Consider the following 23530-nt stretch of genomic DNA (forward strand, 5'->3'; position numbering starts at 1 on the left):
CGGACGAGGTGTCAGGACCGAACCCAGACGGTCCAGCGCACGACGCGCAGGTACCCGAGGCGTTGGTACACCGGCTGCCCGTCGTCGGACGCGATCAGGCAGGCGGGTTGATCGGCGTACCCCGTGGTCGCCGCCCACGTGACGGCCGCGCCCGCACCACGGCCGCGCGCGGCCGGCATCACCGCGACGTTCTCGACGACGGTGACCCCGGCGGCACTGTGCGCCGTCGCGGTCGCCAGCGGTACGTCGCCGTCGTACCCCACCCAGACCACCGATCCGTCGAGGAACGACGGTGCGTAGACCGCCCCCGCCCGGAACGGCTGGAGTTCAGGCAGCGGGTATCCCTCGACGAGTATCCGTTCGGCGTCGGCCAGACCAGCTGCGTCCGTCACCCGCCGTACGTCGAGGTCGGTCGTCGGGGGAGCGGTCGTGGTCTGCGGCAGCCGGAGCATCAACGGCGGATGTCCGGCCAGCCCCAGGCCGGACGCGCGGAGGTCGCCGGTCGGCCAGGCGCTGACGAACAGGTACGGCGCCCCGCTGGGCAGCTCCCGGGCGGCTTCGGCGACGATCCCGGCCGGATCGACCGGTTGCTTCGGCACCACCCAGTTCGTCAGCGCGCTCCGGTCGCCGAGGATCGCGCCGGCCCAGGTGTCGCCGTCGTACCACGGTTTGCCGGCCCTCCGGGCGGCGTCGACGGCCCAGGACGCGTGCGCCAGCACGGCCTGCCGCATCAGTGAGTCGGCCGGTTCGAGGCCCGGCTCCCAGCCGGTGGCGAGGGTTTCGCCGTCCGGCGGGACGATCGAGGACGCCATGCGCACCAATGTCGCATCACGGACGTGGTTTGTCTCTCACTCGCCGGTGTAAGGGTTGAGCGGTACTACGCCCTTACCCGATCATCGACGCCGTGAGGACGTGCTGCTGTGCCTGATGTGTCGTTGCTGACGTTGGTGTTCCTGGTGATCGCGGCCTTCGCGGCCGGCTGGATCGACGCGGTGGTCGGGGGCGGCGGACTGCTCCAGTTGCCCGCGATGCTGCTCGGGCTGCCGAACGCGTCCCCGGCGCAGATCCTGTCGACCAACAAGATCTCGTCGCTGTGCGGTACGACGACCAGCGCTGTCACGTTCGGCGTCAAGGTGCGCCCGGACCGGAGGACCGTGCTGCCGCTGGCGATCCTCGCCGGGCTCGGCGCTGCGGCCGGCGCGCTGGTGGCGACCAGGATCCCGATGTCGTGGTTCAAGCCGATCGTCCTGGTGCTGCTGGTGCTGGTCGCGATCTACACCGCGATGAAGCCGTCACTCGGCGCCCGCACCGCGTTGCGGTTCGACGGCCGCGACCACTACCTCGCGGCCGGCGGTGTCGGCGTGCTGATCGGCTTCTACGACGGTGCGGTCGGACCGGGCACCGGTTCGTTCCTGATCTTCGCGCTGGTCGGCCTGCTCGGGTACAACTTCCTGCAGGCCAGTGCGAAGGCGAAGATCGCCAACGTGGCCACGAACCTGGGCGCGATCGCCGTGTTCGCCCTGAGCGGGGCACCGCTGTGGAGGCTCGGTCTGATCATGGGGGCCGCCAACATGTGCGGCGGTCTGCTCGGCGCCCGGACCGCGGTCGCCCGCGGCAGCCGGTTCGTCCGGGTGGTCTTCCTGGTCGTCGTCTCGGCCCTGATCCTGCGCCTGGCCTACGACGTGTTCTTCGCCTGACCCGAGTGCCGGCTGAAGGTGGGGGCCCAGGGCGCGTCGTCGAGGCCGACCCGGCGGATGGCGTCCGCGGTCTGGGCGGCCAGGTCCTCGATGGACGCGATCTCGTCCGGAGTGGCCCGGTAGCGGCGGGACCAGTACGCGCCGATGGCGGCGACCGGCGTCGGTGAGCCGACCGGGACCATCAGCAGGCTGCGGACGAACGTCGGCAGATACGCCTCGATCGGGATCCTGCTGTCGACGGAGATGTCCGGGACCACCGCGGTCTCGTCGTGCAGCATCGCCCAGCCGCTGATACAGGAGGTGATCGGGAAGCGCTGTCCCTTCCACAGCGGCGCGATCGCGTCCTCGTCGGCGTAGAAGCAGCGGTCGGCGTCGCGCAGGACGAAGGTCGCCCCCTGCGCGCTCGTGCGGCGGCGCGCCTCCTTGCGGACGATCTCACCGATCCCGTCGAGGCTCGCTGCCACCTCCAGCGCTACCAATCCCTCCGCCATTCCGCCATTGTGCACCCGGCCGGCCCCTGCCGATGTCAAAACCGGCAATTGAGACCGCGTACCGGCCATCGGGACCCAGATGCCACCTAGTGTCGCGCCATGGACACGGAAGTGTTGTTCGAGGGGAAGATGAATCTGAGCTTCGGTCAGATCTATCTGATGAGTGGGGACACGGACTGGCCGGACTTCGACGACTCGCGGCGGGGCCAGGCCAACGGCATCTGCGGCGCCGCCGAGCCTGGGCGGCTGCTGCTCGCGACCGGCCTGCACACCGGGTACGTAGCGCTGCGGATCGAGCACTCCGAGCAAGAACCGGCGCTGGACGACGCCTGGGAGGACATCGTCGAGGTGTCGTTCCTGCCCGCGGCGCCGGACATCCTGGTACACGGGCTGGACGGCTCCACGTCCGCGGAGTTCCGCCTGCCGACCCGGAGTTACCGCGTGCGCTACAGCGCCATCGGGATGGACGAGGGCAATCAGGTCAACGTGGTCGGGGACGGCGAGCCCGTCGTGGATCGCTACCTGCTGCAGTTCTGGCCGGCCGGCGCCGCGGCGGACGCGGTACGCAAGCAGACCAGCACTGTGGCGAAACAATGGCATCAGGACTGGCGCTAGGGTCGCCTCATGGTCGACTACAACGGTCGTTTGGGCAGCGTGTACGCCGCGGGCCGTGCGATGCCGCCGGCCGAGATACGGCGCTGGACCGGGGCCTTCGCCCAGCATGTGCCGCAGGTGCGGCCGCTGGACGTCCTCGATCTCGGCAGTGGGGTCGGCCGGCTGACTCCAGGGCTGGCCGAGGAGTTCCAGGGGCAGGTGTACGGCGTGGAGCCGTCCGACCGGATGCGCGAGGCGGCCGAGCAGGCGCCGCATCCGGGCGTGACCTACCTGCGGGGCAGCGCCGAGGACGTTCCGTTGCCTGAGGCATCGGTCGACGTGGTGCTGATGTTCTTGTCGTTCCATCACTTCACGGATCAGCTGCAGGGGCTGCGCGAGGTCCGCCGGGTGCTGCGGCCCAGGGGAGCGGCGTTGCTGCGCACCCAGTTCACGGACCTGATGCCGGACCTGTTCTGGTACGAGTACTTCCCGTCCGCGCGGGCGGTCGACGCCGCGATGTACAGGTCGCTGGCCGACACGAAGGCGCTGGCGGTCGAGGCCGGGCTGGTGCCGGCCGATGACGTCGTACGGCTCCAGGGCGAGACGCACAGGACGTTGCGGGAGCGCTACGAGCGGCTGAGTCTGCGGGCCCTGTCGACGTTCGAGCATCTGCCCCCGGATGAGGTCGACGCCGGATTCGCCAGGTTCGCCGAGGATGCGGAGCGGGACCCGGACCGGCAGATGCCGCGGTACGACGCGACGATGCTCGTCCTCACCCGTCCCAGGTGACGCGCAGCGCCGACGGTTTGCGGAACACGAGACCGCGCGGCGCGGGTGAGTCCGGCGCCAGGCGGAGGCCGGGAAGGCGCAGGACGGCCTCGACCGCGGTCAGGGTTTCCAGGCGGGTGAGGTGCATGCCGAGGCAGATGTGCGGCCCGCTGGCGAAGGCCAGGTGGCGGCGCGCATTGGGCCGTCGTACGTCGAACTCGTCGGGCGCCTCGAACATCTCAGGGTCACGACCCGCGCCTGCCAGTGACACCGTGACCATGTCGCCGCGGCGGATCGTGGCGCCGGCGAGGTCGATGTCGCGGGTCGCGTAGCGGTCGACGACGGCGGCCGCGGGCTCCAGACGCAGCGACTCCTCCATCGCGTTGGGGAGCAGCGACGGGTCCGCGAGGACCAGGTTGAGTTGGTCGCGGTGCGTGAGCAGATGCCACAGGGCGTTGGTGATCATGCCCTCGGTGGTCTCGATGCCGCCGAACATCAGCACCGCGGCGTTCGCGACCACCTCGTCGATGCCCAGCCCGGCGTGCGCCGCCGCGGCGAGCAGCGAGTCCGAGGAGTCGATGCCGGAGGCAACATGCTTGTGCAGCTCGGCGAACGCCGCAGCGCCGTCCGCGGTGGCCGGACGCCCGGCCGAGATCCCGGACACCGACGACGAGATCGCCGTGTACCAGTCGAGCACGGTCGACGCCGACGCCGGCGGCAGCCCGAGCGAGAGTGCCACCACCCCAACCGACAACGGCCCCGCAAGAGTCGTCCGAAGGTCGGCGCGCCGCTGCGGCCCGTCCTGGAGAGCCGTCATCAGTTCGTCGACCGTCTGCTGCACCGACCGGGTGAAGCGACGGCGGGTTTCCGCCAACCCGAAGGGGGACTCGAACGGGTCGCGGTGGGACTTGTGGCGGCTGCCGTCCAGGGACAGCATCGACGGTCCGACGACCTGGGCGGTCGAGAACCGCGGATCGTCGACGGTGAACGTCTCCGGGTCGCGCAGCACCTGCAGCGCGAGCGCGCGACCGGTGACGAACCAGGCGTTCAGGGACTCGATCCACCCGATCGGCCGGATGCTCGCGAGGGCGGGATGCGGATCGGTTTCGAGCTCTTCGACGGTCGGCACGGCACCAAGCCTAGGTGTAATACCATTGACTCAACTGGTATTGCTGAGACAGATCGATTTCAAACGACTCAGGAGGCCTCCGGGTTACGAATCCGGAACTCTCGCCCTCTAGGGTGTGGCCCATGTCAGAGAACCTGGTGCTCCTGCCTGCCGTCGATGTGGCGGACGGGCAGGCCGTCCGGCTGGTGCAGGGCGAGGCCGGTAGCGAGACGTCGTACGGCGACCCGCTGGCGGCGGCGATGGCGTGGCAGGAGGCCGGGGCGGAGTGGATCCACCTGGTCGACCTGGACGCGGCGTTCGGCCGCGGCAGCAACCGGGAGCTGCTCGCCGACGTGACCGGCAAGCTCGACGTACAGGTCGAGCTGTCCGGCGGCATTCGCGACGACGAGTCGCTCGAGGCTGCGCTCGCGACCGGCGCGCGCCGGGTGAACATCGGCACCGCCGCGCTCGAGGACCCGGAGTGGTGCGACCGGATCATCCAGCAGTACGGCGACCGGGTCGCGATCGGCCTGGACGTCCGCGGCCGCACCCTGGCCGCCCGCGGCTGGACCAAGGAAGGCGGCGACCTCTACGAGGTGCTCGCCCGGCTGGAAGCGGCCGGCTGCGAGCGCTACGTGGTCACCGATGTCACCAAGGACGGCATGCTCCAGGGCCCGAACCTGGACCTGTACCGCGACCTGTGCGCGCGCACCGACAAGCCGATCATCGCGTCCGGCGGCGTCTCCAGTCTCGACGACCTCGAGGCGCTCAGCACGCTGGTGAAGGACGGCGTCGAGGGCGTCATCGTCGGCAAGGCGCTGTACGCCGGCGCGTTCACCCTGACCGAGGCACTCGAGCTCACGCGTGGAGGCGACAAGTGAGTCTGGCCGACAAGCTCAAGGACAAGAAGGTCCTGGTCACCGGCGTCACCGGCTTCGTCGGTGAGGCGCTGCTGCACCGGATCATCGGCGAGCTCCCCGGCACCACGATCGCCGCGATCATCCGGCCGAAGGGCTCGATGACCGGCGGCGACCGGATGGCGCAGCTGCTCCGGAAGGACATCTTCAAGCCGTTCTACGGCGAGGGCACGCCGTACGCCGACGCCGAGGCGCTGTCCGCGGCCCGGATCCACGTGATCGACGGCGACCTGGCCGACGTGCCCGAGCTGCCCAAGGATCTCGACATCGTCGTGCACTGCGCCGGTGACGTGAGCTTCGACCCGCCGATCCACGAGGCGTTCACGACCAACGTGCTCGGCACCAAGAGCCTGCTGGAGCGGATCGTCGAGACCGGCCGCCCGGTGCACTACGTGCACATCTCGACGGCGTACACGGCCGGCCGCCGGCGCGGCGCGATCCCGGAGACCCCGGTCGACCACTTCGTCGACTGGCGGACCGAGGCCGAGGCCGGGATGGCGATGAAGGCCCGGGTCGAGGAGCAGTCCCGGTCCGCGCCGATGCTGGCGAAGTTCCGCAAGGAGGCCGAGAAGCTGCACCGCCGCGCCGGTCACCTGACGGCCGCGGCCGACACCGAGCGCCGCCGGACCGAGTGGGTCGCGAAGCGGCTCGTCGAGACCGGCACCGAGCGCGCCCGCAGCCTCGGCTGGACCGACTGCTACACATTCACCAAGGCGCTCGGCGAGCGCGTGGTGGAGGAGTTCGCGAGCACGCTGCCGACGTCGATCGTCCGGCCGGCCATCATCGAGTCCGCGGTGCAGAGCCCGCACCCGGGCTGGATCGAGGGCTTCAAGATGGCCGAGCCGCTGATCCTGGCCTACGGCCGCGGCGAGCTGCCCGAGTTCCCGGCGTCGCCGGACTCGGTGATCGAGATCATCCCGGTCGACCACGTGGTCGGCGCGATCTGCGCGGTGATGGCGACCGAGCCCGAGCTGAGCAAGCCGGAGTACTACCACATCGGCTCCGGCGCCCGGAACCCGCTGACCTTCGAGCAGCTGTACGCCGGCGTCCGGGAGTACTTCTCCAAGCACCCGTTCGACCTCGGCGAGCGCGGCGCGGTCCGGCTGCCGGTGTGGAAGTTCCCCGGCGGCGACTCGGTCGAGAGCATGCTGCGGTACGGCGAACGCGCGCACAAGATCGCCGACGCCGTCATCACTCGGGTGCCGCGCGGCGAGCGCACCCGCAAGTACGCCCGCGAGCTCGACGTCCAGAAGCGCCGCCTCGACTTCCTGCGCCGCTACATGGACCTGTACTCGGAGTACGCGCAGGCCGAGCTGCAGTTCATCGACGACAACGTGCTCGCGCTGCACAACGCGCTCGAAGGCGACGACAAGGAGAAGTTCGCCTGCGACACCGCGGTCGTCGACTGGCAGTACTACCTGCAGGAACTGCACTGCCCGAGCGTCACCGAGTCGATGCGCCGGCTGGACGTCGTCCGCAAGAAGCGGAACAAGGCGCTCGCCGAGTCCGCGGGCGTGCTGAAGAAGGTCGAGCCGAACCAGGAGTCCAAGGTCATCGCCGCGTTCGACATGGACGGCACGCTGCTGTCCTCGAACGTGATCGAGACCTACCTGTGGATGCGGCTGCCCGAGCTCGACGGCCCGCAGCGCGCCGGCGAGATCGGCGCGATGCTCCGCAAGCTGCCCAAGCTGATCGCCGCCGAGCGCAAGGACCGCGGCACGTTCCTGCGCACGATCTACCGCCGGTACGCCGGTGCGGATCTGGAGGAGCTGAACCAGATCGTCGACGAGATCCTCGCCGAGCACGTGCTCGAGCGGCTCAGCGGCGCCGCCGTCCGCCGGATCCGCGAGCACCGCGCCGCCGGGCACAAGACGATCCTGATCACCGGCGCCGTCCGGCCGCTGACCCGGCCGCTGGAACCGTTGTTCGACGAGATCGTCGCCGCGGAGCTGGCCGTCGACGACCGCGGCCGCTGCACCGGCTTCCTGTCCGGCCCGCCGCTGGTCGGTGAGTCCCGCGCCGCGTGGATCAAGCACCACGCGCGGCAGACCAACATCGACCTGTCCAAGTCGTACGCCTACGCCGACAGCCACTCGGACCTGCCGATGCTGTCGGTGGTCGGCAACCCGGTCGCCGTGTCGCCGGACGTGTCGCTGTTCCGGGCCGCCCGGGCCGCGCGCTGGCAGATCGTCGACTGGAAGACCTCGTCCACGTCGTCCCGTCTGGAGCTCCCTGGGGTGAACGCCCGATGATGCTGGCTCTCGAGATGTACCGGTCGCCGGCGAAGTACCTGGCGGCCAAGGCGGTCGGCGGCCGGATCCCCGGCATCCTGACCGGACCGGCCGCGCCGCTGCGCCTCGTCACCATCGACGAGCCGAAGGCCGAGCGGGCGGGCTGGGCGCGGATCCGCCCGATCCTGTCCGGGATCTGCGGCTCGGACCTCGGCATGGTCACCGGCGCCACCAAGCTGTACTTCTCCGCCGTCGTGTCGATGCCGTTCGTCCCCGGTCACGAGGTGGTCGGCGAACTGCTCGACGACTGCGAGGACCTGCCGAAGGGCACGCGCGTCGTGATGGACAGCGTCCTCACCTGCGCGGCGCGCGGCGTCGAGCCGTGCGAGGGCTGCGTGTCCGGCAACACCAACCGGTGCGACCGGATCACGGTCGGCCACGTGGCGCCGGGCCTGCAGACCGGGTTCTGCCGCGACACCGGCGGTGGCTGGGGCAACGTGATGGTCGCGCACCGCAGCCAGCTGTACGCCGTACCGGACGAGATGTCCGACGAGCGCGCCGTCCTGGTCGAGCCGCTGGCGGGCGCGGTGCACGCCGCACTGCGCGCCAAGGTCCAGCCGGGCCAGTCGGTGCTGGTCAGCGGCGCCGGCGCGGTCGGCCTGTTCGCGACGCTCGCCCTGCGCGAGCTGACCCAGGCCGGACGGATCACCGTCGTCGCCAAGCACGCGCGGCAGCGGGAGCTGGCGCGTGCGTTCGGCGCCAGCGACGTCGTGGCGCCGGACGAGGTGTTCCGCGGTGTCCGGCGCTCGACCGGCGCGTTCCGGCTGAAGCAGGACTTCAGCGGCGGCGAGTTCCTGCTCGGCGGTGTCGACGTCGCCGTCGACGCGGTCGGCAGCAAGGCCTCGATCGACACCGTCCTGCGGGTCACCAAGGCCGGCGGGCGGGTCGTGCTGTCCGGGATGCCGGACAGCGGCGCCGACCTGTCGCCGGTGTGGTTCCGCGAGCTCGAGGTCACCGGCACCTACGCCTCCGCGCGGGAGGAACCGAACGGCCGCCCGGCGTTCGAGACCGCGCTGGACCTGGCCGGTCGCGCCCCGCTGGACGGGATCGTCGGGGCCCGCTATCCGCTCTACCGCTGGCGTGAGGCGCTGGACCACGCGCACTCCGCCGGCCGACTGGGAACAGTCAAGGTCGCATTCGATGTGAGGGCCTCATGAGGGCGCTGAACGTACGACGAGAGAGGTTCTGACATGTCTCGGCCAGGTTTCGTGCTTGAGGTGGACGACCGCACGCCGCCGCTGCTCGTGCACAACGGTGAGGGCTTCCTGCTGGAGCGCTTCCCGCAGGGCACCCGGGTGGTGTACCCACCGGAGGCCCTGCCCGCGGTCCGCGACGTCGACGAGGCGATCCAGAACGCGCTGCTGAACCCGATCGAGTCCGAGCCGCTGCCGGAGCTGCTGCGCCCGGGCATGCGGCTGACGATCGCGTTCGACGACATCTCGCTGCCGCTGCCCCCGATGAAGAAGCCGGACATCCGGCAACGGGTCATCGAGGCCGTGCTGGAGCTCGCCGCGCAGGCCGGTGTCGACGACGTCGAGCTGATCTCGGCGAACGCGCTGCACCGCCGGCTGACCCCGAACGAGCTGCGCGAGATCGTCGGCGAGCGGGTGTTCCGCTCGTTCTTCCCCGACGGCAAGCTCTACAACTTCGACGCCGAGGACCGCGACAACCTCACCCACCTGGGTCAGACCCGGCACGGCGAGGACGTGGAGATCTCCAAGCGGGCGGCCGAGTCCGACCTGCTCGTCTACGTGAACGTGAACCTGGTGGCGATGGACGGCGGGCACAAGTCCACGTCGATCGGCCTGGCGTCGTACAAGTCGCTGAGGCACCACCACAACAGCCACACGATGATCCACTCGCGGTCGTTCATGGACCACAAAGCATCGAAGATGCACCACTCCGCCTGGCGGATGGGCGAGATCCTGACGCAGCACGTCAAGGTGTTCCAGATCGAGACCACGCTGAACAACGACATCTTCGGCGGCCCGCTGGAGTTCCTGCAGAAGCGCGAGTGGGAGTGGTCGATCAAGGACCAGGCCTCGATGCTCGGCACCAAGCGCGCGCTCGCGGCGGCGCCGTCGAAGCTCCGGCACAAGATCTTCACCGACGTGCGCTCGAACTACGGCCTCACCGGGATCAACGCCGGCGCGATCGAGCCGGTGCACGAGAAGACCATCGAGGCCGTGCACCGCCAGCACCTGGTCGAGGTGCAGGGCCAGTCCGACGTCGCGATCATGGGCGTGCCGTTCGTCGGCCCGTACAACGTGAACTCGGTGATGAACCCGATCCTGGCCGCCTGCATGGGCCTCGGGTACTACTTCAACTCCTACCGGGGCAACCCGGTCGTCCGCAAGGACGGCGCGGTCATCCTGTACCACCCGGTCGACTACGAGTTCAGCCAGTTGCACCACCCGTCGTACGTCGACTTCTTCGAGGAAGTGCTTGCCGAGAGCACCGACCCGGCGACGATCGAGGCGAAGTTCGAGAAGCAGTACGCCGAGGACCCGTGGTACATCCACCTGTACCGGACGTCGTACGCGTACCACGGCGTGCACCCGTTCTACATGTGGTACTGGATCTCGCACGCCCTGGACCACTGCGGCGACATCGTCTGGGTCGGCGCGAACCGCAAGACCGTCGAGCGGATGGGTTTCCGGTCCGCGTCGACGCTGCAGGACGCGCTCGAGATGGTCAGCCACTCGGTCGGCCGGTCGCCGTCGATCACGTACCTGCACAACCCGCCGCACCTGCTCGCGGACGTGCGCTGATGGGTACCAGCCTGGTGAAGTTCAGCCGGGACACCGCGCGGGACGTGAAGCAGGTCGCGCGCGGGTGGCGGTGGGGCCGGCGGCCGCAGGTGCCGCGCTCGGCCGAGCCGTACGTGATCCCCAAGGAGACCTCGGTCTTCCCGACCAAGTGGGCCCGGACGCGGACCGCGATCGCGGTCCGCGACCTGATCCAGAAGGGCCCGCTGAACGCGGTCCTGAACTTCGAGGTCAGCCCGCAGGTGAGCGGCCTCGACTCGCTGCTCAAGCTCGACGGCCCGGCGATCATCGTCGCGAACCACTCCTCGCACCTCGACACCCCGTTGCTGCTGCTGTCGCTGCCCGACGCGATGCGCCGCCGGACGGCGTTCGCGGCCGCCGCCGACTACTTCTTCGACACCTGGTGGCGGGCCGCCGGGTCGGCGATCGTGTTCAACACGTTCCCGATCGAGCGCCGTGGCGGCAAGATGAGCGCCACGCCCGGCGACCTGCTCGCCGACGGCTGGAACGTCGTCGTGTTCCCGGAGGGCACCCGCTCGCCGGACGGCTGGGTGCAGCGGTTCCGGATGGGCGCGGCGTACCTGGCCGTGGAGCACGACGTACCGATCATCCCGGTCGGCATCAAGGGCTCGTTCGCCGCGATGCCGCGCGGCCGCGGCTGGCCGGTCCCCGGCCGCCCGGCGGTCCACGTCCGGTACGGCGACCCGCTGCGTCCGCTCGAGGGCGAGAGCGCCCGCGACTTCGCGCCCCGGATCGCCGCCGCGGTGTCGGCCCTCCTCGACGAGGAATCGACCACCTGGTACGAGTCCCGCCGCCGCGCCGCGATCGGCGCCTCCCCGTCGCAGACGGGCCCTGACGCCGCGCACTGGCGCCGCGTCTGGGAGTCCACCCGGCCGATGAGGTCGACCGACAACCGCCGGCGCGCCTGGAAGTGACGACTGTCGAGGTCCGGCCGCGCTTCGGCGCGGCCGGACGACCGTTCTGGATCCTCGCGGCCTGCTACCTGGTCCTGCCGGCCGTGCTGTGCGCGTCGCTCGCGACCTGGGCGTTGAGCTGGGCGGCTGCCGTTGTCCTGTTCGTCGTCCTGGTCTGCGTGCTGACCTTGCTGTTCTGGTTCGCCATTCGCGGCGCCCGGATCTGGGTCGGCCCGGACGCGATCGCCTACCGGTCCACCGCGTGGGCGCCGCCCAAGGTGCTGCCGCGCGCCCAGGTGGTCCGGGTTCTGTGGATCGGCCGCGTCAAACGCTCCCTGCCGATCGGGCTGCTGGCGATCCTCGCGGCCGACGGCTCCCGTATCGGCGTGAGCCGCTGGCTCTGGACCGACGCGGATCTGCACACCGTGACGGCCGCGATCGGTCTCCCGGTGGACCACCGCCCGGCCGTGGGCGGACTGGAGCTGGTGCGTGAGATCGGCGTCGACCCGGCGTACAAGCGCAATCCCTTGCACTTCCTGACGCTGCTGGCAGCCGCCGGCGTCGGCGTACTGATCGCCTGGCCGATCGTCCGCACCCTGCTGCTCTGAGACAGCTTCACCTGACCGAGACATGCGGCTCGGTACGCTTGGCCGCGTGAGTCTTGCTGTGCGGGTCATTCCCTGTCTCGACGTCGACGCCGGCCGGGTGGTCAAGGGCGTCAACTTCGCCGATCTGCGCGACGCCGGAGATCCGGTCGAGATGGCGCAGGTGTACGACGCGGAGGGCGCCGACGAGCTCACGTTCCTCGACATCACCGCGTCGTCGGGATCGCGCGAGACGACGTACGACGTGGTCCGGCGGACCGCCGAGCAGGTGTTCATCCCGCTGACCGTCGGCGGCGGCGTGCGCGAGGCGACCGACGTGGACCGGCTGCTGCGGGCCGGCGCGGACAAGGTCGGCATCAACACCGGCGCGATCGCGCGACCCGACGTGATCCGCGAGATCGCACACCGCTTCGGCAACCAGGTCCTCGTCCTGTCCCTCGACGTACGGCGGTCCGCCGACCAGCCGAGCGGCTTCGAGGTCACCACACACGGCGGCCGGAAGTCGGCCGGCCTGGACGCGATCGAGTGGGCGCAGCGCGGCTGCGAACTGGGCGCCGGCGAGATCCTGCTGAACTCCATGGACGCCGACGGCACGAAACAGGGCTTCGACCTGGAGCTGATCAAGGCAGTCCGCGCGGTCGTCGACGTCCCGCTGATCGCCAGCGGCGGAGCCGGCGCCCCGGACCACTTCCCACCAGCAGTCCAGGCCGGCGCCGACGCCGTCCTCGCCGCCAGCGTCTTCCACTTCGGCGACTTCCGCATCGCCGACGTCAAGTTGGCCCTCCGCAACGCCGGAATCGTGGTCCGCTGACATGCAAACCGAACCCTCAAACCAGCAGACAGCGGGCGAACAGGCACCGGGCGCGCAGGCGTTGAGCGAGCGGGCGTCGGATAAGCAGGTGCCGGGGCAGGTATCGGATGAGTCGGCGACGGGGGAGCGGTCGGAGGTGCTGGTTGCCGCGATCGAGCTGGAGTTGTCCGCGTTGTTCCGCCGGTCGCGCTCCGCGTCGCTCCGGCTGGCGCGCCGCGTGCACCCCGAGATGGACGCCGCCGGGTACGCCCTGATCTCGCAGATCGAGCTCGGCACCGGCAGCGGAGCCGGCGTCCGCGCGTCCGACGTCGCGCAGGTCCTCGGCCTCGACAAATCGACCGTCAGCCGCGGCATCACCCAGCTCGAGAGCCTCGGCCTGATCGAACGCGTCGGCGACCCGGACGACGGCCGCGCCCGCCTGCTCCGCCTCACCGCCACCGGCGCCGAACGCTACGAAGCCATGCGCACCCAACGCCAAACCGAGTTCCGCGCCATCCTCGACCGCTGGAACCCCACCGACCTGGCCGACCTCGGCCGCCTCCTAACCCGCCTCAACACCGACCTCGGCTAACCCACCCCACCGCCGTACCCGCACCAAAGCCGCGCGCGGCACCCGCGCCACCGCCGTACTCGCGCACCACCGCGCCGTACCCGCCGTATTGCGCGACCGAGGTCCCCGGCGCGACCGCCTTACCCGTGCGACCGCTGGACCCGCGCAATCGCCGTACCAACGTCACCCGCCCCACGCGCGCGACCGCCGTACCCCCGCCACCCCACCTGCGCGACCGCGATACCCGCGCCATACTCACGGCATCCGCCGTACTCACGGCACCCGCCAACGTCGTACTCCGCCCCCGCTTCACCCACAGCACCTGCATCACCGCTGCACCCGCGCCGCCGCCGTGCTCGCCCTACCCGCGCCGCCGCCGTTCCCGCGGGCATCCGCGCGACCGGCGTACCGTCGTAGCGCGCGACCGCCGCACCCGCGGCACCCCGCCGTACCCGTGCCCGTCGTGCCCGTCGTGCCCGCGCGACTGTCGTACCCGCCGTACCCCGCGACCGCCTTGCCCGCGGCACGCCGCCGAACCCGCGGCACGCCGCCGCACGCGCGCCCGTCGTATCCGTCGTACCCCTGCCAACGCCGTACGCCGTACCCGCGGCGACCCGCGCGACCGGCATGCCTGCGCGACCGCGATACCCCGCCGTACCGCCGTACCCGCGTTACCCGCGCGACTGGCGTACCGCCGTACCCCGCGACCGCCTCACCGCGCGACCGCCGAACCCGCGGCACGCCGCCGTACGCGCGCCCCGTCGTATCCGTCGTACCCCTGCCAACGCCGTACGCCGTACCCGCGGCACCGGCGCTCCCGCCGTCCCCGCCAGCTCGCCACCCGCGTCGAGCCCCCGGAAACAGCGCGTGGTCACCACCCGCGACGGGTTTTCCACAGGTTGTGCATATGGTTGTGGAAACCAACCAATTGGGTATATAGTTGGGTTATGCAACTAGCTCAGCAACCCCTTGTCCCGGGGGTAGAGCGGGATGCGGCGGCTCAGGAACTGCTCGAAGGGGTCAGTTCTCTGGTGCGGGCCGTGCGGTGTATCGAGCATCGGCATCTGGCGAACGACGGCGGTCTGCGCCGGTCGGACGCGAGTGTGCTCAAGGTGCTGATGAAGGACGGTGAGCAGCGCGGCGGGGAGATCGCTGGGAAGCTCGGCGTCGACGCGTCGGTGGTGAGCCGGCAACTGACCGCGCTGGAGGCCGACGGACTGGTGAGCCGTCGGCCGGATCCCGCCGATGCGCGGGTCGGGCTGGTCAGCCTGTCGCCGCACGGCAAGGCCCAGCTCGAAGCGCTCTACTCCTCCTACACCCGGCAACTGAGAACAGCCTTGGCGGACCTCGACGACGATGCGCTGGTCGCGGCCGCTGCCACCATGCAGCGGGTCGCGGTCGCGATCACCGAGGCTCAGAGATCACGTGGATAGCCGGTGCCTGCTGCGCGCCGCCCCCCACGTGACCTCGACAAGGTCGTGAGGCGAAACCCCAAGACTGGAGACTGATGACTGTCACCGAGACCCGGCAGCAGCAAACGCCCGCTGCGCCGGAACTCACCCACAAGGAGATCCTCGAGATCCTGATCGGCCTGCTCGCCGCGCTGTTCACGGCGATGCTGAGTTCGACGATCGTCAGCAACGCCCTGCCGACGATCATCGCCGACCTCGAGGGCTCCCAGACGCAGTACACCTGGGTGCTCACGGCGAGCCTGCTGGCCACCACCGTGTCCACCCCGATCTGGGGCAAGCTCGCCGACCTGATGAGCAAGAAACTGCTCGTCCAGGTGGCGATCTCGGTCTTCGTGATCGGGTCGGCGCTGGCCGGCCTGTCCCACAACGTGCCGTTCCTGATCGGCGCCCGCGTGCTGCAGGGTCTGGCGATGGGCGGTCTGATGGCGCTGGCTCAGGCCATCATCGGCGCCGCGATCCCGCCCCGGTCGCGCGGCCGGTACTCCGGGTACATGGGTGCCGTGATGGCGGTCGCGACCGTCAGCGGCCCGCTGATCGGCGGTGTCATCGTGGACACCTCGTGGCTGGGCTGGCGCTGGTGTTTCTACGTCTGCGTCCCGCTGGCCGTGGTCAGCCTGGTGATCCTGCAGAAGTACCTGCACCTGCCGGTGCTCAAGCGTGAGGTCCGCATCGACTACCTCGGCGCGGTGCTGATCAGCATCGCGGCCAGCCTGCCGCTGCTGTGGGTCACGTTCGCGGGCACGGACTTCGCGTGGATGTCCTGGCAGTCCGCGCTGTTCGTCGGCGGCACGCTGCTGGTCGGCTTCCTCGCCGTCGTGGTGGAGAACCGGGTGGCCGAGCCGCTGGTTCCGCTGAAGGTCGTCCGGGAGCGCACCACGGCGCTGGCGATCGTCGCCAGCCTCGCGGTCGGTGTCGCGATGTTCGGCAGCGCGCTGTTCCTCGGGCAGTACTTCCAGATCGCCCGCGGCTACAGCCCGACCGAGGCCGGCCTGCTGACGATCCCGATGATGCTCGGTTCGTTCGTCGGATCGGCTGGCTCCGGCCAGCTGATCACCCGCTACGGCAAGTGGAAGCGGTACCTGGTGTCCGGCGGGATCCTGCTGCTCGGCGGTCTGCTGATCCTCGGCACGCTCGACCACGCCACGCCGTACTGGCTGGTCGGGCTCGGCATGCTGGCGCTCGGCCTCGGGACCGGTATGACGATGCAGAACCTGGTGCTCGCGGTCCAGAACACCGTCGACGTCACGCAGATCGGCGCGTCCTCCGCGACCGTCGCGTTCTTCCGCAGCCTGGGCGGTGCGGTCGGCGTCTCGGCGCTCGGCGCGGTGCTTGCGGCCCGGGTGAAGGACCTGATCGTCGCCGGTGTCCTGGCCGGCCCGAACGGCGCCGAGGCCGCGCGCAAGCTGCAGGAGGGCGGAAGCGGTACGAGCCTGCTGGACGTCAACCACCTGCCGCCGCAGTTGGCCGAACTGGTCCGGCACGCGTACGGCGACGCGACCGGGCGGATCTTCCTGATCGCCGCGGTCTGCGCCGTGGTCAGCCTGGTCGCGGTCGTGTTCATCAAGGAGGTCCCGCTCCGCAAGACCGTCGCCAAGGTCGACGTGGCGGAAGACCTTTAGAGGCTGGGTGGTTCGAGAGCGTCCAGCGAACGGGTGCGGATGATCGGTGAGCCGATCAGCCACAGTACGGCGAGCAGGCCGCCGCCGGCGGAGACGAGGAGGGTTTCGCGGACACCGATCCAGGTGCCGAGGAACCCTCCGACGACCGCGCCGAGCGGCCTGATGCCGTAGTTGATGCTGCTGAACGCTCCCGCGACGCGGCTGCGCATGTGGTCGTGGACGACCGCGGCCTGCAACGAGTTCAGCGGTACGTCGAAGCACATCACCGCGAACGCCCCGACGAACTCGGCGACCGCCAGCGCGACGGCCTTGGTCCACGTCGGCCCGTCTGCGAGCGCGGCGATCGCGATGGAGCCGGGGAACACGACCGCACCGACCGCGATCACCGGTCCCGCCCCGAACCGTTTGCTCAACGGGGATGCGGTGACGGCGCCCAGCAGCCCGCCGGTCGCACCGACGCCGAACGCGACACCGATGACGCCGGCCGACAGGCCGAGGTTCCGGCTCGCGAAGAGCACCAGCAGCGCCATGCTCATCAGGTTGAAGAAGTTCACCGTGGTGGCGCAGCCCAGGCTGCGGCTGAGGTACGGGTGCTTGAGCACGTACCGCATTCCCGCACCGGCCCGGCGCAGCAGCGGTTCGCTGGACTCCTCCGAGGCCCCCGGCTCGACCTTGAGCCGGCTGATCTGGACGGCCGAGAACACGAAGGTCAGCGCGTCGACGACGATCGCGACCGGCGCGGTCAGCCACTGCACCAGCAGACCGCCCACGGCCGGTCCGCCCATGAACGAGATCGACCGCGTCGCGGAGAGCTTGCTGTTCGCCTCGAGGTACTGGTCGCGGTCGACGAGCCGGACGAAGAACGACGCGTACGCCGTGTTGAACAGGACATGCGCCGTCCCGGCCAGGATCGCGATCACGTACAACTGGCCGAGGCCCAGCAGATCCAGCCAGTACGCGACCGGCAGGGTCAGCAGCAGGACCGTCCGGGCCAGGTCCGCGGCGATCATCAGCGGCCGCTTGTCCCGGCGGTGGTCGACCCAGGTGCCGATGAACAGCGACGCGATGTTCGGCAGCCAGACCGCCGCGGTCAGGAACCCGACCTGGCTGGGGGAGGCGTCGAGCAGTGTCACCGCGATCAGCGGCAGGGCAAGCTCGGTGATCCGGTCGCCGAACTCGGAGACCGTCTGGGCGGACCAGAACGTCCGGAACCGCTGGACGCGCCACAGGCTGGTGGCGGGCAGAGTCTTCATGGTGCCTCCGGCAAGGAGATGCGCAGGTGCCGGACCGGGCGGGCATCGTCTGGTACGTCGCCGGCGTCGCGGCGCTGGACGTAGGGAGCGAGCAGCTCTTCGATCGCGTTCTCGATCGCCTCGGCCTCGGCGAGCGTGAGCATCAGCAGCGTGTTGGCGGATCCGGCCAGCCGGCTCCACTCGGGGTCCAGGTTCGGCTCGGTCTCGACCAGCCACTGCTGGGCCGCTTCGAGCACCTGGTTCATCATCTCGGTCCGCAGCAGGCGGCCGGCCTCGGTGCCTTCCGGGGTGTCCGGCATCTCGTACCGGAAGCCGCGGGCGGCCGCGTCCCACCAGCGCTGCCGGCGGTCCGTCCCGCTCGGCGGCGGTACGTCGACCACCAGGCCGAACTCGGCCAGATGCCGCAGATGCCAGCTGGTCACCGAGGGGGAGGCGCCGACGTGCTCGGACAACTGGGTGGCCGTCGCCGGGCCGTGCTTCTGCAGATAGCTGAGCGCGGCGAGCCGGACCGGATGCGCCAACGCACGCATCGCCTGCGGGTCGGTGATCTCGAAATCGCCGTACGGATTCCTGAGAGACATGTTTCGAGAGTAATCTCTCAGATCTCGGATCGGCAAGACTTTGCACGCTCGACAGGAGGTGTCGGCTGATCGGACCGGATCGCCGGGGCGCTCAGGCGGGGACCTGGCGGCAGTGAGCGTATACGTCCTGTCGAGCTGGCAGGGAGTCAGGCGCGGAAGGTCTTGCTCCAGATGTCGTTGATCAGGTCCGCATGCATGCCGGCGCCGGTGTAGAGGGCGACGGCCGGCGTCGGGTTGCCGGTGTCGACGTGCAGGATCGTGCCGCGGCGTCCGGCGGCGGAGTCGATCGCGAAGGCGTTCCGCAGCAGGAATTTGGCCAGCCCGCGGCCGCGCGCGGACGGCACGACGCCGAGCCGCCCGACGTACCCGCAGTCGTCGGTGCTGACGAAGTTGTCGTTGCACTCGGTCATCCCGGCGGCCAGCCCGTCGACCTCGGCGATCGTCACCTGCGACCAGTCGAACGTCGACCGGCTCTCCCGCGACGCGGCCCACTCCTCGAACGGCCGCGGCTGCGTCCCGGGCTGGGTCGCGAACGCCTCCATCAGTACGGCGTGCGCCGCCCGGCGGCTGGCCTCGTCCGGAGCGCCCCGCCGTACGACGACGCCGTCCGGTACGGCGGGTGGCGGGACCGGGCCGTCGAAGGTGATCCGCATCCGGTGCGTCGACGTACTGATGGCGAACCCGTGCGTGGCGACCGCCGCCGCGAGTCGCTCGTCCTGACGGATGACGCCCACGCGCGCCACGACCTCGCGACCGGTCCGCGAGGCGACCTCCGTGGCACGGCGCTCGATCTGTTGCAGGAGCCAGTCGAGGACCGCCGGGTCCTCGCTCAGGATGTCGACGTTCACGTGCGTGCCGCCGGTGATCGCGACCGCGGTGGCCGAACCGGCGAACTCGCCGTCCGGCCCAGCCACCATCCAACCGTCCGTCGCGGGATCGATCCCCGGATCCCGCAGGTAGTTCGCGACGTCCTCAGGACTGTGTTTCGGAAAGCCGAGCAGCGCCGACGTGTAGGCGCCGGACCGCTCGGCGATCACCGCGGCGTCCTCCTGCCGCATCGGGCGCACGGTGTGACCTGCAGGGAGGTTCACACGCTCACCTCGCGCCGCCAGACCTCCATCACCAGCACCGGCTGCATGCCGACGGACAGGTACACGCCGAGCGCCGGGGTCGGGTTGTTGGTGTCGACGTGCAGGATCGTGCCGGTTCGCCCGGCCGCCGCGTCGAGCGCGAACTGGTCGCGCAGCAGGAACTTCGCCAGTCCTTTGCCGCGAGCCTTCTCGAGGACGCCGAGGCGGCCGACGTAGCCGCAGTCCTCGTCCTCGACGAACTGGTCGTTGGACAGCCGCAGCGCCACCGTCTCGCCGTCCAGTTCCAGCAAGGTCAGCTGCGACCAGTCGAACGCGGAGTGGTTCTCCTGCGCCGCGTGCCACTCCTCGAAGGAGCGCGGCGAGAAGCCGAACTGGCCCTCGAAGCTCGCGTTCAGTACGTCGTGTGCCGCGCGGCGGGTGGCTTCGTCGGGGGCGCCGCGGCGCACCGTGATGCCCTCGGGAACGTCCGGCACCCGGACCGGTCCGTCGTGGTCGATGCGCATCCGGTGGAACGTCGTACCGGGCCGGAATCCGTGGTTCGCGAGGCGTTCCGCGCGGGCGGTGTCGGCGCGGTAGTTCACTGCGTCCAGCTGGACGGACGCATGCCGGTAGGCCCGGGCGAACTCCTCCGTACGCCTCAGGACGTTCTGCAGAAGGTACGCCTCGACGGTCAGGTCCGCGGTCACCACGTCCAGGTCGAGCTGGCTGTGGTCACCTTTGCCGAAGATCGAGCCGTAGCCCACGAGGCGGTCGCCGTCGAAGACCAGCCAGCCGTCGGTCTCCGGGGCGAAGCCGGGTTCGGTGAGTTGGTCCTCGGCGTCCTCGAGGGTGTAGTCGGCGAAGCCGACGACCGAGGTGTTGTAGGCCGACACCAGGTCCAGGACCGCCTGCGCGTCCTCCTTCGACGGCGGGCGGACGGTGTACGACGATGGGAGTACGGCGGTCATTCACACATGGTGATGAACGACCGCCGTACTGGCCAACTCAATTAGCAGGCCTTGTCCCATTCCGACTCACATGTGCTCTGCGCCGTCCGGAAGTTGGAGACGGCAGCAGGCGCGGCCTGGTCGGACCAGGAGGCGAGCGTGACGCCGACGGCGTCCTCGATCGAGCGCGGGCTGACCAGGTAGTTGTTGCTGATCATCGAGAACACCAGCTTGCGCCCGTCCTTGTTCGTCACGTAGCCGGACAGCGACGTGACGCCCGTGAGTGAGCCGGTCTTGCCGTGCAGGTTGTTGGCGGCCGGCGTGTTCCGCATCCGGCTGCGCAGCGTGCCGCCGACGAACCGGTCCGCGTTGCCGGCGATCGGCAGGGCGTCGTACCACTGCTGCCACCACGGCTCTCGCTGGGCGCCGATCAGGACATCGGTGATCGCGTCGGCCGTCACGTTCACCTTGCGGGACAGGCCGGAGCCGTCGGACAGGCGGATCCGGCTGGTGTCGACGCCGATGCTCTTGGCGTAGTCGGTGACGACGCCCAGCCCGGCCGGCCAGCTGCCCTCGGCGTCGACGACCGCGCCCATCGCCTTGACGAGGGTCTCGGCGTGCATGTTGTTCGACAGCTTGAGGAACGGCGTCATCAGTTCGCCGACGGTCATCGACTCGTCGCGCGCCAACCGCGCCGCGGTCGCCGGGGTCGCCGCGTTCTTGATCCGGCCGCTCACCGTGATGCCCTGGTCGGCCAGCGCGCGCCGGAACACGTCGGCGGCGTACAGCTCGGGCTCCCAGACCGTCACCCACTCCTGGCCGACCGACGCGCCGAGCGGCAGCGAGCCGGTCACCCGGACGACGTTCGTGCCGTGGTCACGCTCGATCGTGAGCGTGTTCGACGAGCCGGCCGCGCCGGTCGTGGCGGTGTTGACGAGCGTGATCGCGCCGTTCGCCGGGACCAGGTTCAGCTTCACCGGCGCACCCGCGGCGGCGCCGGGGCGGCTCTCGACGATCGCCGTGCCGGAGTCGTAGTCCGTGTTCGGCGCGAGCGTGAGCGCGGAGATCTGGGCGTTGTAGTAGAACGGCTCGTCGTCCCAGGCCCAGCTGTCACCGAGCCGGACGTGGTCGAAGTACGTGTCGTCGGCGATCAGGTCGCCGTACACCCGCCGGACACCGGCCGCCTTGAGCTGCTGGGCCAGGCCGGCGTAGTCGGACTCGAGCGCGGTCGGGTCGCCGTACCCCTTCAGGTAGAGATTGCCGAGCAGCTGGCCACCGCGGACGGGTGCGGTGGCGAGGACGTCGGTGTGGAAGCGGTACGACGGCCCGAGCACGTGCATCGCGGCCGTCGAGCTGAACAGCTTGGTGTTCGACGCGGGCAGCATCCGCTGGCCGCCGTTGCGGTCGTACAGCGTCTCGCCGGTGGCCGCGTCGCGGACCACGAGCGCGACCTGCGAACCGTCGTACCGGCTGTCGTTCAGCAGGCCGTCGAGCCGCTGCTGTAAAGCAGTCGCTTGTACTGCGGTAGGCGCCGCGACGGACTGGGTGACGACGCCACCCACCGCTGCTGCGACCGCCGCGACGGCGGCGATCATTCCTCTCGGTAAACGACTCACGAGACACTCCCTCAAACCAGGCGGAAACCAACTAGCGGGAGTCTCCACCCAAGGTTCCTTCGGGTCCAGCGATTGAGGCCTCGCGTTTCAGGTGAATCGATGTAAAAGTTGGCTCCACAGGTAACCGCCCCACCTGAGGAGTCACCCATGAAACGACTTCTGGCAGCTTTGCTCGCTGTCCTCAGCCTGACCGCCGTACTCTCGCCCACGGTCCACGCCGCCACCACGGCGGCCGTCTTCCCGAGCGAGATCATCGGCGAGAACTTCCCCGACCCGGACGTCTTCGAGCAGAACGGCACCTGGTACGCGTACGCGACCAACGGCAGCCGCGGCACCCTCCCGGTCGCGACCGCGCCGAGCGCCAACGGGCCGTGGACGGTCCGCGGCGACGCGATGCCGGCGGCCCGTCGAGCGCCTGGGCCCAGCCCGGCCGCACCTGGGCGCCGGACGTCTACCCGAACTCCGACGGGACCTACACGCTCACCTACACCGCCTGGCACAAGGCCTCCGGACGGCAGTGCATCGGCGTCGCCACCGCCACGAATCCGCTCGGCCCGTTCCAGCCCGTCGGTACGGCGCCGCTGATCTGTCCGCTCAACCTCGGCGGCGCGATCGACGCGAACACGTTCGTGGCCAACGACGGCACCCGCTACCTGGTCTGGAAGAACGACGGCAACGCGATCGGTCAGCCGTCGACGCTCTGGCTGACCCGGACGGCGGACAACGGCAAGACCCTCGTCGGCGGCAACACCGCGATGCTCACGTCGAGCGGCGTCATCGAGGCCCCCGATCTCGTGCAGCGCGGCAGCCAGTACGTGCTGTTCTTCTCCGGCGGTGGGTACAACGACTGCAACTACCTCACGTCGTACGCGACCTCGAAGACGCTGAGCGGCCCGTGGACGACCGCGTACCGGCCGTTGATGACGACCGCGACGTTCGACAACCACGTCTGCGGACCGGGTGGCGCCGACGTCGTCGGGGGCAAGGTGTTCGTCCACGGATGGGTGAACGGCGGCCGGCATCTATACGTCGCTGACATCGGGTACGCCAACGACTACCCGGTGGTGCGCGGCAGCCGGGTCCGGTACGAGGCGGAGCGCGGGACGCTGAACCACTGCGTCGTCCGGTCGAACGCGGCCGGCGCCTCGGACGGGAAGGTCGTGGCGTACATCGACTACGCCGACTCCTGGGTGGAGAACTCGGTGTTCGCGCCGGTCGCGGGCAGTTACACGCTCCATGTCGGGTACGCCAACGGTTCCGCGTCCACGGCCGGCCACGGCCTCGTTGTCAACGGCAACAATGCGGGATCGGTCAGCTACCCCGTCACCGGCTGGGACAACTGGCAGCAGAGCTCGGTCTCCGTCACGCTGAAGGCCGGCTGGAACACGATCCGGCTGACCAAGGGCACCCTGTACACGGAGGTCGACTACCTCGAGGTGCAGTAAAGCTGTCGCCGCG

At 70.1% G+C, this 23530-nt stretch carries 23 protein-coding genes; 14 read left to right on the forward strand and 9 right to left on the reverse strand.

The window, feature by feature from the left end:
• Positions 1 to 11: 11 nt before the first annotated feature.
• Positions 12 to 812, reverse strand: a complete 801-nt coding sequence (locus AB0I12_RS24440; RefSeq protein WP_359933687.1) for a GNAT family N-acetyltransferase — start codon at positions 810 to 812, stop codon at positions 12 to 14.
• 108 nt (positions 813 to 920) lie between these two features.
• Here AB0I12_RS24440 and AB0I12_RS24445 point away from each other — a divergent pair, with 108 nt between their 5' ends.
• A complete protein-coding gene (locus AB0I12_RS24445; RefSeq protein WP_359933689.1) occupies positions 921 to 1697 on the forward strand; it encodes a TSUP family transporter in 777 nt (258 codons plus the stop codon).
• On the opposite strand, the gene AB0I12_RS24450 is transcribed toward AB0I12_RS24445, so the two are convergent.
• Entirely contained in the window at positions 1676 to 2188 is a 513-nt protein-coding gene (locus AB0I12_RS24450) for a GAF domain-containing protein (protein ID WP_359933691.1), read from the reverse strand. The genes AB0I12_RS24445 and AB0I12_RS24450 overlap by 22 nt on opposite strands.
• A 99-nt stretch (positions 2189 to 2287) precedes the next feature.
• On the opposite strand from AB0I12_RS24450, the gene AB0I12_RS24455 reads away from it, so the two are divergent.
• On the forward strand, positions 2288 to 2803 hold the full coding sequence (locus tag AB0I12_RS24455) for a hypothetical protein (RefSeq protein WP_359933693.1): 516 nt from the start codon (positions 2288 to 2290) through the stop codon (positions 2801 to 2803).
• Positions 2804 to 2812: 9 nt separating this feature from the next.
• Positions 2813 to 3571 carry a class I SAM-dependent methyltransferase gene (locus AB0I12_RS24460; RefSeq protein WP_359933695.1) on the forward strand — a complete coding sequence of 253 codons (759 nt, stop codon included), beginning with the start codon at positions 2813 to 2815 and terminating at the stop codon, positions 3569 to 3571.
• On the opposite strand, the gene AB0I12_RS24465 is transcribed toward AB0I12_RS24460, so the two are convergent.
• Positions 3555 to 4679: a cytochrome P450 gene (locus tag AB0I12_RS24465; RefSeq protein WP_359933697.1), complete on the reverse strand. Its 1125-nt coding sequence runs from the start codon at positions 4677 to 4679 to the stop codon at positions 3555 to 3557. The two genes, AB0I12_RS24460 and AB0I12_RS24465, sit on opposite strands and share 17 nt — an antisense overlap.
• Before the next feature lie 122 nt (positions 4680 to 4801).
• Here AB0I12_RS24465 and priA point away from each other — a divergent pair, with 122 nt between their 5' ends.
• The 8 genes from priA to AB0I12_RS24505 all read left to right on the forward strand — a co-directional run bounded on the left by priA (position 4802) and on the right by AB0I12_RS24505 (position 13535).
• Positions 4802 to 5539, forward strand: coding sequence for a bifunctional 1-(5-phosphoribosyl)-5-((5-phosphoribosylamino)methylideneamino)imidazole-4-carboxamide isomerase/phosphoribosylanthranilate isomerase PriA (priA, locus tag AB0I12_RS24470; protein WP_359933699.1), 738 nt, complete (start codon positions 4802 to 4804; stop codon positions 5537 to 5539).
• A complete protein-coding gene (locus AB0I12_RS24475) occupies positions 5536 to 7827 on the forward strand; it encodes an HAD-IB family hydrolase (protein WP_359933701.1) in 2292 nt (763 codons plus the stop codon). Before priA ends, AB0I12_RS24475 begins: the two co-directional genes overlap by 4 nt.
• On the forward strand, positions 7824 to 9023 hold the full coding sequence (locus AB0I12_RS24480; protein WP_359933703.1) for a zinc-binding dehydrogenase: 1200 nt from the start codon (positions 7824 to 7826) through the stop codon (positions 9021 to 9023). Before AB0I12_RS24475 ends, AB0I12_RS24480 begins: the two co-directional genes overlap by 4 nt.
• A gap of 33 nt (positions 9024 to 9056) precedes the next feature.
• Complete coding sequence (locus AB0I12_RS24485) at positions 9057 to 10637, forward strand: lactate racemase domain-containing protein (protein WP_355690182.1); 1581 nt, start codon at positions 9057 to 9059, stop codon at positions 10635 to 10637.
• On the forward strand, positions 10637 to 11569 hold the full coding sequence (locus tag AB0I12_RS24490) for a lysophospholipid acyltransferase family protein (protein ID WP_359933705.1): 933 nt from the start codon (positions 10637 to 10639) through the stop codon (positions 11567 to 11569). Before AB0I12_RS24485 ends, AB0I12_RS24490 begins: the two co-directional genes overlap by 1 nt.
• A complete protein-coding gene (locus tag AB0I12_RS24495) occupies positions 11566 to 12156 on the forward strand; it encodes a hypothetical protein (RefSeq protein ID WP_359933707.1) in 591 nt (196 codons plus the stop codon). Before AB0I12_RS24490 ends, AB0I12_RS24495 begins: the two co-directional genes overlap by 4 nt.
• 46 nt (positions 12157 to 12202) lie before the next feature.
• Positions 12203 to 12964, forward strand: a complete 762-nt coding sequence (gene hisF / locus AB0I12_RS24500; protein WP_359933709.1) for an imidazole glycerol phosphate synthase subunit HisF — start codon at positions 12203 to 12205, stop codon at positions 12962 to 12964.
• Positions 12965 to 13052: 88 nt separating this feature from the next.
• On the forward strand, positions 13053 to 13535 hold the full coding sequence (locus tag AB0I12_RS24505) for a MarR family transcriptional regulator (RefSeq protein ID WP_359933711.1): 483 nt from the start codon (positions 13053 to 13055) through the stop codon (positions 13533 to 13535).
• A gap of 306 nt (positions 13536 to 13841) precedes the next feature.
• Here AB0I12_RS24505 and AB0I12_RS24510 read toward each other — a convergent pair whose 3' ends face one another.
• Complete coding sequence (locus AB0I12_RS24510) at positions 13842 to 14255, reverse strand: hypothetical protein (RefSeq protein ID WP_359933713.1); 414 nt, start codon at positions 14253 to 14255, stop codon at positions 13842 to 13844.
• Between the two features lie 290 nt (positions 14256 to 14545).
• Between AB0I12_RS24510 and AB0I12_RS24515 the strand changes: the two genes are divergently transcribed.
• Positions 14546 to 14947: a MarR family transcriptional regulator gene (locus tag AB0I12_RS24515; protein WP_359933715.1), complete on the forward strand. Its 402-nt coding sequence runs from the start codon at positions 14546 to 14548 to the stop codon at positions 14945 to 14947.
• A gap of 74 nt (positions 14948 to 15021) precedes the next feature.
• The gene (locus AB0I12_RS24520; protein ID WP_359933717.1) at positions 15022 to 16605 is read left to right on the forward strand and encodes an MFS transporter; all 1584 of its coding nucleotides are present in this window, start codon (positions 15022 to 15024) and stop codon (positions 16603 to 16605) included.
• On the opposite strand, the gene AB0I12_RS24525 is transcribed toward AB0I12_RS24520, so the two are convergent.
• From AB0I12_RS24525 to dacB, 5 genes are all read right to left on the reverse strand, one after another.
• On the reverse strand, positions 16602 to 17858 hold the full coding sequence (locus tag AB0I12_RS24525) for an MFS transporter (protein ID WP_359933719.1): 1257 nt from the start codon (positions 17856 to 17858) through the stop codon (positions 16602 to 16604). The two genes, AB0I12_RS24520 and AB0I12_RS24525, sit on opposite strands and share 4 nt — an antisense overlap.
• Positions 17855 to 18439, reverse strand: a complete 585-nt coding sequence (locus AB0I12_RS24530) for a helix-turn-helix domain-containing protein (RefSeq protein ID WP_359933721.1) — start codon at positions 18437 to 18439, stop codon at positions 17855 to 17857. The genes AB0I12_RS24525 and AB0I12_RS24530 overlap by 4 nt, the downstream gene beginning before the upstream one ends.
• Before the next feature lie 146 nt (positions 18440 to 18585).
• A complete protein-coding gene (locus AB0I12_RS24535; protein WP_359933723.1) occupies positions 18586 to 19497 on the reverse strand; it encodes a GNAT family N-acetyltransferase in 912 nt (303 codons plus the stop codon).
• 29 nt (positions 19498 to 19526) lie between these two features.
• Positions 19527 to 20477 carry a GNAT family N-acetyltransferase gene (locus tag AB0I12_RS24540; protein ID WP_359933725.1) on the reverse strand — a complete coding sequence of 317 codons (951 nt, stop codon included), beginning with the start codon at positions 20475 to 20477 and terminating at the stop codon, positions 19527 to 19529.
• Between the two features lie 41 nt (positions 20478 to 20518).
• Entirely contained in the window at positions 20519 to 22072 is a 1554-nt protein-coding gene (dacB, locus tag AB0I12_RS24545; protein ID WP_359933727.1) for a D-alanyl-D-alanine carboxypeptidase/D-alanyl-D-alanine-endopeptidase, read from the reverse strand.
• 371 nt (positions 22073 to 22443) lie between these two features.
• On the opposite strand from dacB, the gene AB0I12_RS24550 reads away from it, so the two are divergent.
• Positions 22444 to 23517, forward strand: coding sequence for a family 43 glycosylhydrolase (locus AB0I12_RS24550; protein WP_359933729.1), 1074 nt, complete (start codon positions 22444 to 22446; stop codon positions 23515 to 23517).
• Positions 23518 to 23530 lie beyond the last annotated feature (13 nt).

It is taken from the genome of Kribbella sp. NPDC050459, from assembly GCF_040655315.1.
GTDB lineage: Bacteria > Actinomycetota > Actinomycetes > Propionibacteriales > Kribbellaceae > Kribbella.